16 protein-coding genes and 1 pseudogene are annotated in these 11,909 nt (G+C 68.2%); 9 read left to right on the top strand and 8 right to left on the bottom strand.

Translation table 11 applies throughout. The features are described 5' to 3' along the window. Both HOV91_RS36450 and HOV91_RS36445 read right to left on the bottom strand, forming a co-directional pair. A pseudogene (locus tag HOV91_RS36450) lies at positions 1–203 on the bottom strand (ACR3 family arsenite efflux transporter); the annotation flags it as partial. Continuing rightward, on the bottom strand, positions 200–577 hold the full coding sequence (locus tag HOV91_RS36445) for an ArsR/SmtB family transcription factor (RefSeq protein ID WP_174189764.1): 378 nt from the start codon (positions 575–577) through the stop codon (positions 200–202). The gene HOV91_RS36445 and the pseudogene HOV91_RS36450, both read right to left, overlap by 4 nt. A gap of 372 nt (positions 578–949) precedes the next feature. On the opposite strand from HOV91_RS36445, the gene HOV91_RS36440 reads away from it, so the two are divergent. From HOV91_RS36440 to crcB, 6 genes are all read left to right on the top strand, one after another. Then, positions 950–3,004: a PhoX family protein gene (locus tag HOV91_RS36440; RefSeq protein ID WP_174189765.1), complete on the top strand. Its 2,055-nt coding sequence runs from the start codon at positions 950–952 to the stop codon at positions 3,002–3,004. An 88-nt stretch (positions 3,005–3,092) separates the two neighbouring features. After that, positions 3,093–3,266: a hypothetical protein gene (locus HOV91_RS36435; protein WP_174189763.1), complete on the top strand. Its 174-nt coding sequence runs from the start codon at positions 3,093–3,095 to the stop codon at positions 3,264–3,266. Between the two features lie 153 nt (positions 3,267–3,419). Beyond that, a complete protein-coding gene (locus HOV91_RS36430) occupies positions 3,420–3,560 on the top strand; it encodes a hypothetical protein (protein ID WP_174189762.1) in 141 nt (46 codons plus the stop codon). Positions 3,561–3,640: 80 nt separating this feature from the next. Then, positions 3,641–4,891 (top strand): Na+/H+ antiporter NhaA, encoded by a 1,251-nt coding sequence (gene nhaA / locus HOV91_RS36425; protein ID WP_174189761.1) that lies wholly within the window; start codon positions 3,641–3,643, stop codon positions 4,889–4,891. A gap of 200 nt (positions 4,892–5,091) precedes the next feature. Next, positions 5,092–5,583 carry a fluoride efflux transporter FluC gene (locus HOV91_RS36420; protein WP_174189760.1) on the top strand — a complete coding sequence of 164 codons (492 nt, stop codon included), beginning with the start codon at positions 5,092–5,094 and terminating at the stop codon, positions 5,581–5,583. After that, positions 5,580–5,942: a fluoride efflux transporter CrcB gene (gene crcB, locus HOV91_RS36415; RefSeq protein WP_174189759.1), complete on the top strand. Its 363-nt coding sequence runs from the start codon at positions 5,580–5,582 to the stop codon at positions 5,940–5,942. Before HOV91_RS36420 ends, crcB begins: the two co-directional genes overlap by 4 nt. A gap of 287 nt (positions 5,943–6,229) precedes the next feature. On the opposite strand, the gene HOV91_RS36410 is transcribed toward crcB, so the two are convergent. From HOV91_RS36410 to HOV91_RS36390, 5 genes are all read right to left on the bottom strand, one after another. Next, on the bottom strand, positions 6,230–6,565 hold the full coding sequence (locus tag HOV91_RS36410) for a YnfA family protein (protein WP_174189758.1): 336 nt from the start codon (positions 6,563–6,565) through the stop codon (positions 6,230–6,232). After that, positions 6,562–6,897 (bottom strand): hypothetical protein, encoded by a 336-nt coding sequence (locus HOV91_RS36405; RefSeq protein WP_174189757.1) that lies wholly within the window; start codon positions 6,895–6,897, stop codon positions 6,562–6,564. The genes HOV91_RS36410 and HOV91_RS36405 overlap by 4 nt, the downstream gene beginning before the upstream one ends. After that, positions 6,887–7,351: a MerR family transcriptional regulator gene (locus tag HOV91_RS36400; RefSeq protein ID WP_174189756.1), complete on the bottom strand. Its 465-nt coding sequence runs from the start codon at positions 7,349–7,351 to the stop codon at positions 6,887–6,889. The genes HOV91_RS36405 and HOV91_RS36400 overlap by 11 nt, the downstream gene beginning before the upstream one ends. After that, complete coding sequence (locus HOV91_RS36395; RefSeq protein ID WP_174189755.1) at positions 7,348–7,692, bottom strand: hypothetical protein; 345 nt, start codon at positions 7,690–7,692, stop codon at positions 7,348–7,350. Before HOV91_RS36395 ends, HOV91_RS36400 begins: the two co-directional genes overlap by 4 nt. A gap of 103 nt (positions 7,693–7,795) precedes the next feature. Next, positions 7,796–7,900 (bottom strand): helix-turn-helix domain-containing protein, encoded by a 105-nt coding sequence (locus HOV91_RS36390; protein ID WP_174189754.1) that lies wholly within the window; start codon positions 7,898–7,900, stop codon positions 7,796–7,798. A gap of 128 nt (positions 7,901–8,028) precedes the next feature. On the opposite strand from HOV91_RS36390, the gene HOV91_RS36385 reads away from it, so the two are divergent. Further along, positions 8,029–8,283, top strand: a complete 255-nt coding sequence (locus HOV91_RS36385) for a hypothetical protein (protein ID WP_174189753.1) — start codon at positions 8,029–8,031, stop codon at positions 8,281–8,283. A gap of 82 nt (positions 8,284–8,365) precedes the next feature. Here the strand turns inward: HOV91_RS36385 and HOV91_RS36380 are convergent, their stop codons facing one another. Continuing rightward, positions 8,366–9,208 carry a helix-turn-helix domain-containing GNAT family N-acetyltransferase gene (locus tag HOV91_RS36380; protein ID WP_174189752.1) on the bottom strand — a complete coding sequence of 281 codons (843 nt, stop codon included), beginning with the start codon at positions 9,206–9,208 and terminating at the stop codon, positions 8,366–8,368. Between the two features lie 104 nt (positions 9,209–9,312). Between HOV91_RS36380 and HOV91_RS36375 the strand changes: the two genes are divergently transcribed. Together HOV91_RS36375 and HOV91_RS36370 are read left to right on the top strand one after the other, a co-directional pair. Beyond that, on the top strand, positions 9,313–10,689 hold the full coding sequence (locus tag HOV91_RS36375; protein ID WP_174189751.1) for an NAD(P)-binding domain-containing protein: 1,377 nt from the start codon (positions 9,313–9,315) through the stop codon (positions 10,687–10,689). A 15-nt stretch (positions 10,690–10,704) separates the two neighbouring features. Continuing rightward, positions 10,705–11,909: MFS transporter (locus HOV91_RS36370; RefSeq protein WP_174189750.1), on the top strand; the 1,205-nt coding region annotated here is incomplete at its 3' end.

Here is an 11,909-nt window from a genome sequence, read left to right as displayed (position 1 = left end):
ATGATCAGCAATCCGAGCGCGATCGGCAGCGAGATACCGTCGATCTCCACCGCACCCAGCGCCTCCCCCAACCCCGGAATCACCCGCCCGAGCAGCAACCCGGCGGCCATCGCGACACCGATCCACACCGGCAGGAACCTATCCAGCGTCGATAGCTTCGCGACGACGCCGTGCTCGGCGGTGGTAGTGGTGTCCACGCTCATGCGCCGACTCCCGCCGTCGCGCCGCTTTCGATCAACAGCACATCCGACAGTCGTTGCAGCGCTTCGGGAATGACCCGGTAGTACACCCATGAGGCGCGCCGTTCACTGTCCAGCAGCCCGGCCTCGCGCAGCACCTTCAGGTGATGGGAGATCGTCGGCTGGGTCAGATCGATGCCTTCGGACAGATCGCACACACACGCTTCCTGCCCGGCGCGCGAGGCGATCGCGCTCAGCAGCCGCAGCCGCACCGGGTCCGACAGCGCTTTGAACACCCCGGCCAACTCGCCGGCCGCGTCGGCGGACAAGGGCTCACGCACGATCGGCACCACCGAGCACGCCTGCACAGGCGTCACCACCAGCTTCGACTTCGACATACGGCTATATTGACCGATATCTATACTGTCGGGCAAGCAAACACCCGGTGAACACACGCACTCCGGTGCGGGTTCGGGCGACATCCCGCAGGCGAGTACTCGGGTTCGACCTGGTGATCCGCGATATGCGCACTGGACCGGTCCGAAGCGCGGCGGTTGATGACGAGTCCATGATCACACACGCCCTGCGATCCGGACCCAACGCGCGCGCGTCGCCATCACGGCAGTCAGGTGCCCGACCGTCATGATCGGTTCCCGGACTGCCTCCGCGTGAAGGCTGACCTAATTGTTTGGTCGTTCATCTGCGCGTCTTCTATGGCTCGTCTGCGGCGTTTACCGTGCGGCGCGTTGAGACCTACCTGGGAGTTCGCCGTGAATCTCACCCCACTCGCTCTTTTCGTGCAGCACGACGGCCAGTCGTCGCGTGCCTCCCTCACCTGCCAGTACAAGTGCGGAAACGCGTGCTTCCACGAGGTCTCCAACACCTCCGGCGGCGAATACTTCGGCGACATCGTCGCTGCGTTGTCGCGTCGCGGTGTTCTCAAGGGCGGCGCGGCGGCGGTGCTGGCGGTGGGCGCGGGCAGCCTGCTCGCCGCCTGCGGAGAGGACACCCCCGCCGACCCCGCGTCCGCTGCGGGCGGTTCCCCGGGGACCGGCACCGATTTCGCGGTGGTCGCGCCGAACACCAAGGATGAAGTGGTGATCCCCGAGGGATACCAGCAGCAGGTCGTCATCCGGTGGGGTGACCCGCTGTTCGAGGATGCCCCGAAGTTCGACTTCGACAATCAGACCGCCGCGGCGCAGGCCAGGCAATTCGGATACAACGCCGACTACGCGGCCCTGTTGCCCATCGACGGCGCGGCGAACAAGTACCTGCTGGTCGTCAGCCACGAATACACCACCGAACCGATGATGTTCCGTGGCTTCCGGCCCGACACGGTGAGTGCGGCGCAGTACGAGATCGCGTTGGCCGCACACGGTTTGACCGTCGTGGAGGTCCACGGCGAGGCCGGTTCCGGCAAACTCGTTCCCGCCTTCGGCAAATACAACCGCCGCATCACCGCCACGACCGAGATCGGGTTCACCGGTCCCGCGGCCGGCAGTGATCTGCTGAAGACCTCCGCTGACAGCTCGGGCACCAAAGTGCTGGGAACACTGAACAACTGTGGTGGCGGCCTCACTCCCTGGGGGACCGTGCTCTCAGGTGAGGAGAACTTCAACGGCTACTTCGCCGGAGAGCCCGCCGACCCAGCGGTGGCCGCGCGGGCGAAGCGCTACGGCGTCGGCAAGGTCGACATCCCGCGCCACTGGGAACGCTTCGACAAGCGCTTCGACGCCGCCCAGGAGCCGAACGAAGCCAACCGGTTCGGCTGGGTCCTCGAAGTCGACCCGTGGGATGCGAATTCCACCCCGGTCAAACACACCGCGCTGGGCCGGCTCAAGCACGAGAGCGCCGAAATTCACGTCACCGGCGACGGCACGGTCGTCTCCTACATGGGCGACGACGAACGGTTCGAGTACATCTACAAGTTCGTCTCGTCGAAGAAGATCCAGCCCGGCACCGGCGCGGCCAGCCGTCGGCACAACATGACGATCCTGGCCGAAGGCACCCTGTATGTCGCCAAGATCACCGGCGATCACCCCAGCCAGGTCGACGGCTCCGGAAAGGTACCCTCCGACAAGGGATTCACCGGCACCGGGCAATGGATACCGCTGCTCGAGGCCCGCGCGGACGGCCAGAGCAAGTCCCTGGTCGAAGGCATGACCGCCGCCGAAGTCGCCGTCTTCACCCGCCTGGCCGCGGACAAGGCCGGTGCCACCAAGATGGACCGCCCCGAGGACATCCAGCCGAATCCGAAGACCGGCAAGGTGTACGCCGCGCTCACCAACAACTCCAATCGCGGCAAGGACGGCTTCGCCGCCGCGGACGAAGCCAACCCCCGCAACCAGAACAAGAACGGCCAGATCCTCGAAATCGACGACGACCACAAGGGCACAACGTTCACCTGGTCGCTGCTGCTGGTATGCGGTGACCCGAAAGCCGCCGACACCTACTTCGCCGGGTTCGACAAGGCGAAGGTCAGCCCCATCTCCTGCCCGGACAACGTCGCCTTCGACCCGTACGGCAACCTGTGGATCTCCACCGACGGCAACGCCTTGAAGTCGAACGACGGCCTGTTCTCGGTCGTGCTCGACGGTGAGCGCCGCGGTGAGACCAAGCAATTCCTCACCGTGCCCGTGGGCGCGGAGACCTGCGGACCGATCATCGAGGAGAACCGGGTCATCGTGTGCGTGCAGCATCCCGGGGAGTCCGACACCGCCACCCCCGACAACCCCACCTCACACTGGCCCGATGGTGCAAACGCCCAGCCCCGGCCCTCGGTCGTCGTGGTGTGGAAGAAGGATGGCGGCCGCATCGGCAGGTAGTCGATCGGCCGTCCGACTCCCAGCCATTCCCAACAGCGAGGAATTCGCATCGACCGATGCCTATCGCACAAGAGACCGACCGTGGTGGATGGCGGCTGATCACCGCCATTCACCACGATCGTCGCGGGGACACGGGGTAGCCGTTCGCCGGAAATCGGGCGGATATGGCGTCGGCGCGATCGAGGTCGACATCGACGCCGAACTCGCCCAGCTCGGCCCCACCGGTTACCGGCCGCTGCGGGTGCGCGACACCCTCTTCTGACCTCGCCCTGGGTGCTGCGGGCGAGACTCATCGGCATTCTGAAATGCCGATGCTATCGGGTGTGTTCTTTCGCCTTCGGTGGTGTCCAAGCCAGGCCGGACAGGGGTGTTAGGGTTTCGTCAAGAACCTGTTCGGAGCTGGGAGGAGTCCGCGATGCACCTTGGTAACCGCTCGCGTGGCCTCGATCTTCCGGTTCCGGTCCTGGAGACGTTGGAACACCGCCCGATCGGCACCAACGGCTATGTCAGTACCTGGGGCGCGATCACCAGCATCTGTCCACCACAGCTGGGCTGAGCCCACCCGCAGCGAACGCTCGGGTGGTCATGGCGTCGTCCATGCCTATTCGCCCTTGCTGACCCCAGGAGATCCCTTTCATGTCTGCTTTGTCGCGGACCGTCGCTGCGCTGCGCTCGGACGCGCTCAGCGGTTCACTGCTCATCGGCGCGGCCGTTATCGCCGTGGTGTGGGCGAACTCGCCGATCGCCGATTCCTATGAAGCGTTGCGCTCGTTCACCCTCGGCCCCGAGTCGCTGCACCTGAACCTATCGGTGCAGACGTGGGCGGCCGACGGACTGCTGGCGGTGTTCTTCTTCACCGTCGGCAACGAACTCAAACAAGAACTCGTCCACGGCGAGTTGCGGGACCCGCGGCGTGCGGTACTGCCGATCATGGCGGCCCTGGGCGGTGTCCTCGTGCCCGCGCTGGTATTCCTCGCGATCAACCTCGGCACCCCGGGTGAGGCGGTGCGGGGGTGGGGGATCCCGATGGCCACCGACATCGCCTTCGCGGTCGCAGTGCTGGCCGTAGTCGGGCGGGGGCTTCCCAGCGCGCTGCGGATGTTCCTGCTGACCCTGGCCACGGTGGATGACATGTGCGCGGTGGTGGTCATCGCGGTCGCCTACACCACCGGCCTGAGTCTGCTCGCGCTCTCGGCCGCTCTGGCGGGCCTGGCTATGTTCGGGTATCTGCAGAACGGCAAGAGCCGAGCGGCGGCCCGGCTGCGGGCCGCCGTGCCCGGGTGGATGCTGTTCGGGCCGCTGGCAGTGGTGATCTGGGCGTTGATGCACGCCTCCGGGGTCCACGCCACGATCGCCGGTGTCGCGATGGGTCTGTTGATGCGCACCAGCACCCGCGCCGGTGAATCAGCCTCGCCCTCGTACCGCGTCGAGGCGTTCCTGCGCCCGGTCTCGGCCGGGTTCGCGTTGCCGGTATTCGCGCTGATGTCGGCCGGAGTCACCCTCTCCGGCGCCGACAACTTCTGGGGCAGCACGATCACCTGGGGCATCCTGGCCGGGCTGCTGGCGGGCAAGTTCGCCGGCGTCCTCGCCGCCACCTGGGTGACCGCGAGGTTCACCTCGGCGCATCTGAACCCGCAGCTGGGATGGGCTGACATCGCCGGAATCGGCGTGCTGGCAGGCATCGGGTTCACGGTGTCACTGCTGATCGCCGAGCTGTCCTACACCGAGCCCGGTCACCTCACCGACGCCAAGGGCGCGATCCTGCTCGCGTCGGTCACCGCAGCGGTGCTCGCCGCGCTGGTTCTGGGCATCCGGAGCCGGGTCCACCGAAAAGCGGACTCCGATGGATTCGCTGCGCGACTGTCCAGTAGCGCCGTGGCGGAGTAGTCGACCTCGATACCTCCGCACAGCCGCGACCAGCATCGACCCTGACGGCGAGCGCCGAGCCCGCACCCGTAGAATTACAGGCGCGGCGGTGGGGCTCGCCGCTTTCGACGACGGTCGGAAACAACCGCGGCATCGACCGCCAACAGTCCCTACCCCAGCAACCCGACCACCATTGTGTCGGTGTGGAGTAGGAGACAGTTATGCCCGCCGAGCCCCGCCCAGCGCTTCCGGTCGACTCCGACATCGAGGTGTCCGACCCCGCCCAGCGACGCGAACTTTCCGCCACGCACGGCGCGGTGCTGGCCGTGATCGCCTCCGGTGGCGCGCTCGGCGCCGTGGCCCGCTACGGCCTCACACTGAAGTGGCCGACACCGGCCGACGGGTTTCCCTGGGCGATCTTCACGATCAACGTCACCGGCAGCTTCCTGCTCGCCGTGCTGATGGTCGTGATCACCGAAATCCGACCCACTCACCCACTGGTGCGACCTTTCCTCGGCGTCGGGGTACTGGGCGGGTTCACCACCTTCTCCACCTACGCCAACGACACCCGCGCCCTGCTCGACCCCGCCACCGCTACCCTCGCCCTCGGATACCTGGCCGGCACCCTGCTCGCCGCCCTGGCTGCCACCGCAGTGGGCTTGCAGCTCACCCGAGCAGCGGCACGACTGTTCACCGCGCAGGTGACGCTATGAACACCGTTCTCGTCATCGCCGGAGCGGCCGTGGGTGCGCCAGTGCGCTACCTCCTCGACCGCGCCGTCCAGGCACGCCACACCAGCCGCATGCCCTGGGGCACGATGGTCGTCAACATCTCCGGCTGCCTGCTGCTGGGTGGGCTGACCGGCGCGGGGCTGGCCCAGTCGTGGATGCTGCTGGCGGGCACCGGTTTCTGTGGTGCGTTCACCACCTACAGCACCTTCAGCTACGAAACCGTCCGGCTCAGCGAGCAACGCGCCTACCGGCAGGCGCTGGGCAACGCCGCGTTGAGCGTCGCCGTCGGGTTACTCGCCGCGGTGGTCGGCTACACCCTCATCCAAGCCGCTGTGGGGTAGCCGCTACTTCGAACCGTCCCCGCAGGCGATACGCGAACTGACCTCGCTGCTGGGTCCGGGAGCCGACCGCCGCCGCTGACCAGCAGCTGCGCCATATCCGTTGTTTTCGGCGGTTACTACGGAGACCGCGGGAGCGTATCGACGCCGAGGTCCTGGCCCACATCTTCCGGCGCACGGCGCCGACACCTATTTCTTCGACGCGATCGAGGTACACATCGACGCCGAGCTCGCCGCACTCGGCCCGACCGGATATCGGCCGCTGCGGGTGCGCGACACCCTGTTCTGATTCAGGCCGTACGCGGCGCGTACATGATGATCGCGACCCCGACCAGGCAGATCACCGCGCCGATCACGTCCCACCGGTCGGGCCGGAACCCGTCCAATGCCATGCCCCACAGCAGCGATCCGGCGACGAACACCCCGCCGTAGGCGGCCAGGATGCGACCGAAGTCCGAATCCGGTTGCAGCGTGGCGACGAACCCGTAGAGGCCCAAGGCGATGACACCGGCGCCGATCCAGGCCCAACCTCTGTGTTCACGCACGCCCTGCCACACCAGCCAGGCCCCGCCGATCTCGGCGACGGCAGCAACGGCGAACAGCACGATCGAGCGCAACACAGTCACAGGCGCAGGTCCTGAATGCCGGCTTCGGCGGCTGCGGCCGGCGCGGTCGAGCAGCCGCACCCGATACTCGCGCACGAGCCATCGGCCGTATCGGTGCTGGTGTTGGCGCAGCCTCGGCGGCGCGCCCGCAGCCGTGGCCACCCCAGCCCGACCACGCCGAGGCCGATGAGCGCGAACCCGAGCGGTTCCAGCCACGACAGGCTCACCAGCAGCGTTCCGCTCCCCAGAATCCCGGCAGCGATCAGCAACGGTGCCAGACAGCACCCCACACACAGCACCACCCCGGCACCGATCGAGGCCAACCAGCGACGCGTCTTGGTCTCAGCAGCCACAACGGCCGCCCGAGCAATCGTCTTCGGCCGGACGAACGGCGGGTGGGCTGTCGAACGGGACGGGGCAGGACGGGGATTCGCTACAGGCCAGCAGGTCCTCGCATCCTGCTGCCAGCGCGGCGCGCAGGGTGTCGCGGACCTCGGTGAGTTCGGCGAGCTTGGCGTCGACCTCGGCCAGTTTGTCGCTCACCCGGGCCCGCAGACCCGCATCAGCGCGGCGTCGCGAGCCGACGCGGGTGCCTTCGAGCAGCTCGGCGACCTCCTCGAGGGTGAACCCGAGTCGCTGGGCGGCCTTGATCACCCGCAGCACCGTCACCGAATCCTGCGGATAGAGCCGGTGCCCGCCCAGAGTGCGGTCCGGCTCGGCGAGCAGGCCGCGGCGTTCGTAGTAGCGCAGTGTCTGGGTGTTCACCCCGGCCGCTGCGGCCAGCTGGCTGGTCCGCAACCCGGTCACCGGCCCGCCCCGATCGCGGCCTGGGCGCGCGCGGTGAAGGCGTCGAGCACCTCGATGTAGGTCGGCGGGACCCCGACCCCCATCACCAGCCCCTCGGCGCTGGAGGCGAAGTCGAAGGTGAAGAACGAGCAGCAGCTGCTCTCACGCCCGGCCAGCTCGCGGGCCAGCGCCTCGGCGTCCGGATCCACGACCACCTCGAGCCGCGTCGGGTCCGGGCGCCGGGTGGTGCGCGCGGAGGTGGTGAAGAACTGGTCGAACTCGGCGACCCGGATCGGCTGCTCCATTGTGGGCAGGGTGCACGCCGAGGGCACCCAATCGCCCTGAGCTGGTGAAATCGTCATAATCCGACGATAAGCCTGTACCCCGGTACAGGATGCAACCCTGATAGCCGCCGATGATCCGGCTGCTCCTCGATCCGCTGGTCAACGGTCGTGAGGTCGCCGGTCACGGTCCTCGTTCGAGGTTGCGGTAGACGGTCTTGCGTGAGACGGCGAAGGTCTCGGCGATCTGGGCGACGGTGTGGCGGCGGCCGCGCTCGTCGCTCCACATGCATCTCCCGTGCCTCGAGCACCTGCAACTCGCTCATGCTCGGCGGCCGTCCGCCGCGCCCGCGCCGATTCCAGGCCTACGACGGTGCCTCGCTGATCAGGTCAGCCAGCATCTCGTCCATCGCGGCGATGACGTGGAACAGGAACTGCCCGGCCGATGGTGTCGATGCCTTGCTCGAGCACCACCAAGTCCACCCCGCGCTCCTCGAGTTGGGCGGCGAGTTCGGTCATGTGCCGCACCGACCGGAACGGTCGCGAGAGGTCATCGCCACATTGCAGCGCAACCTCGCCACGGAGCCGGAAGCCCACTTTGCCCTGTCCATGCACTTCCCGGCCCGATGGGATCCGTTCTTCACCGACGTGATGACCCTCGTTATCCGGTGAAGCATTTCGACTTCCACGCCGAACAACTCACAGTGGAGGCCTGACCCGCCGTCATTCAGACAATGACGCGATCCGCCGCCTGTCAGCGAACTGGTGAACGGCGTTCGAGCAGAACGGTGTCACGCCAAATTCCGTCGCGTTGACCGATGCGTTCGCGGACGCCGACGGTGCGGTACCCGGCGCTGCGGTGCAAAGCCAGGGCGGCGCGGTTCTCGGTGAAAATCGAGGTTTGCAGGGTCCAGAACCCGGCGTCGTCGGCCGCGATCACCTGCTGGCGCAGCAGCGCTTTGCCGACTCCGCGGCCGCGGTGGTCTTCGGTGACGTATACCGACGTCTCGGCGACCCCGGCGTAGGCCTCGCGGTCCGATACTGCCGCGGCGGCGGCCCAGCCGACGACGCGGCCGTCGCGTTCGGCGACCCACCGATGTCGCGGTAGCCAGTGTGTGTCGAGGTAGTCGCGAGTAGGGGCGTGGGTGTCGAAGGTGGCGTTGCCGGTGGCGATGCCCTCGCTGTAGATCGCCAGCACCGCCTGCCAGTCGTCCTCGGCGAGGGCGCGGACGGTGACGTCGGTCGCGATGTCCTCGGGGCAGCAGGGCCCAGGTCCGCCGAGTAGGCCCATGACGGCGTCGGCGGCGTGCGGCAGGCCGGAGCAGCAGGCTTCGTTGATGGTGACGATCGTTGCCGTGCCCTCTTTGTGCAGGCGGACGAACCCCACATCGGCGAGTTTGCGCACGTGGTGGGAGGTGGTGGATTGGCTGGTGCCCAGGATCTCGGTCAACGCGCCGACGGTGATGCCCTTGGGGGTGGTGGCCACCGCGTGCAGCAGGCGCACCCGCACCGGCTCGGCCAGGCAGGCGAACCATTCGGCGTAGGTGGTGGCCTCCGCGGCGGGCAGGACCTGGGCACGGGGCAACGCGATAGCCATACGGTCGATTATATCGATTCAGATCGATGGTTGCATTCATCGATGGCGGTCGATTATCGTCAGAACTCAATTGATCGACCCCCATCGATGAAAGAGAGCTTGTGATGAACGATCTGCCTGTGGTTGTTGTCGGTGCCGGCCCGGTCGGGCTGGCCGCGGCCGCTGAACTGGTCGGCCGGGACCTGCCGGTGCTGGTGTTCGAGCGCGGCGAGCATGCTGGTGCGGCGGTCGCGCAGTGGAATCATGTTCGGCTGTTCTCCCGCTGGGCGGAGCTGATCGCTCCCGCCGCCCGGCCGCTGCTGGCCGCACGCGGCTGGTCGCAGCCGGATCTGAATGGTTACCCGACCGGTGTGGAATGGGTGCAGCAGTACCTGCGGCCGCTGGGTGTGGCGTTGGGTGAGCGGGTGCGTTTCGGCACCGAGGTCGTCGGGGTCGCCCGCCGCGGCCGCGACCGGGTCGTCGACGCCGGTCGCGAAGACGAACCCTTGACCGTGCACGTCCGCACCGCCAGCGGTGATGAGGAACGGATCACCGCCCGCGCGGTGATCGACGCGTCGGGCACCTGGTCGAAGCCGAACCCGCTGGGTGGCGACGGATTGCCCGCGATCGGGGAAGCCGCCGCCGCGGATCGGATCACCTATCGAGTGCCGGATCTGGCTGATCCGGTGATCGCGGCCCGGTATGCCGGTAAGCATGTGGCGGTGGCGGGCAGCGGGCATTCGGCGTTGACCGCGCTGGTCGCTTTCGCCGGGCTCGCGCAGCAGCATCCGGGCACGCGCATCAGCTGGCTGCTGCGGCGCGGGGAGATCGGCACGACGTTCGGTGGTGGTGAAGCCGACCAGCTGCCCGCCCGCGGCGCCCTGGGGCAACGCGCCAAGACCGCGGTGGAAGCCGGGCACATCAGCGTGGTCCCCGGATTCCGCACCGAAACCATCGACACCGACAGCGAGGGCCGCCTCACTCTGGTCCCCGCGGCAGGGCAGCCGCTGACCGGGGTGGATGAGGTGGTGGTGTTGACCGGGTTCCGGCCGGAGTTGTCGTGGCTGTCGGAGATCCGCCTCGGCCTGGACCCGGTGTTGCAGGCGCCGGTGGAGCTGGCGCCGTTGATCGATCCGAACGTGCATTCCTGCGGGACGGTGTATCCGCATGGGGTGAAGGAGCTTTCGCATCCGGAGCCGGGGGTGTTCCTGGCCGGGATGAAAAGCTACGGCCGCGCGCCGACGTTCCTGGCGATGACCGGCTACGAACAGGTCCGGTCGCTGGCGGCGTCCCTGGCCGGTGACCATGAAGCCGCCGAACGTGTCGAACTCGTCCTGCCCGACACCGGTGTCTGCGGCGGCTCCGGGGTGTTCGACGCCCCGGCCGAGGAACCCACCGACGGTGGTGGCTGCGGTGGTGGTGCGCCGGCGAAGCAGGAAGTGTTGTCGTCGGGGCCGGTGGCGTTGCAGGAGCTGTCGTTGACCGCCGTGCCCGCGCGCTGAGACGGGCCTGTTGTGATGGAGGCTGTTTCCGCGCCGCCGCAGCCGGTGGCCACCGGGGCTGGGTTGCGGCGGGTGTTGGTGGTGCTGTGCGTCACCGAGATCACCAGCTGGGGAATCCTGTTCTACGCCTTCCCTGTGCTGCTCGGGCACATCACCACCGACACCGGCTGGTCGGCGACCGCGCTGACCGCCGCGTTCTCCGCCGGACAACTCCTCGCCGCCCTTACCGGCATCCCCGTGGGCCGCTGGCTCGACCGCCACGGCCCCCGCGGCGTCATGACCACCGGCTCCCTGCTGGCAATCCCTGCCTTGTTCCTGCTCGCGACCGCACCCACCCTGGTGTGGTTCGTCGCGGGGTGGCTGCTTGCGGGGATCGCGATGGGTGCGGTGCTGTATCCCCCGGCGTTCGCCGCGCTCACCCGCTGGTACGGCCCGAACCGGATCCGGGCGTTGACGGTGCTGACGTTGGCCGCGGGGCTGGCGTCCACGGTGTTTGCCCCGTTGACCGCGGCGCTGGTCGCGCACATGGATTGGCGGGCAACGTATCTGGTGCTGACAGTGATCCTCGCAATGGTGACCGTGCCGGGACACTGGATTGGGCTGCGGTGGCCGTGGCCGCCGCGCCCGCCCGCCGAACCCGAACACGCTCACCTCACCCACCCCGGTCCGGTGGCGCGCAGCCGCGCGTTCGGGGTGCTGGCGATCTCGTTGAGCGTCAGCGGGTTCGCCTCCTTCGCCGTGGTAGTCACCTTGGTGCCGTTACTGACCGAACGCGGCCTGGACACCACCGTCGCCGCGGTCGCGCTCGGATTGGGCGGCGCCGGGCAGGTCGCCAGCCGTCTCGGCTACGCGACACTGGCCGCCCGCACCAGCGTCCGCACCCGCACCGTCGCGATCCTGCTCGCCATCGCCGCCACCACCGCCCTGCTCGGGGTGTTCACCACTGCCGCCGCCCTGATCGCGGCGGCGATCGCCGCGGGTATGGCACGCGGCGTGTTCACCCTGCTGCAAGCCACCGCTGTCACCGACCGCTGGGGCAGCGCCCACTACGGCCACCTCACCGGCCTGCTGTCGGCACCCCTGACCATCACCATGGCGCTGGCCCCGTTCGCCGCCACCGCCCTGGCCACCGCGGTCGGCGGTTACGCCCCCGCCTTCCTCATCCTCGCCGCCCTCGCTGCCGCTGCCGCGCTCCTGGCCACCGCCACCATCCCCACACC

Source organism: Nocardia barduliensis (genome assembly GCF_013315795.1).
Classification (GTDB): domain Bacteria; phylum Actinomycetota; class Actinomycetes; order Mycobacteriales; family Mycobacteriaceae; genus Nocardia; species Nocardia barduliensis.
This window is presented reverse-complemented; position numbering and strand designations above follow the sequence as displayed.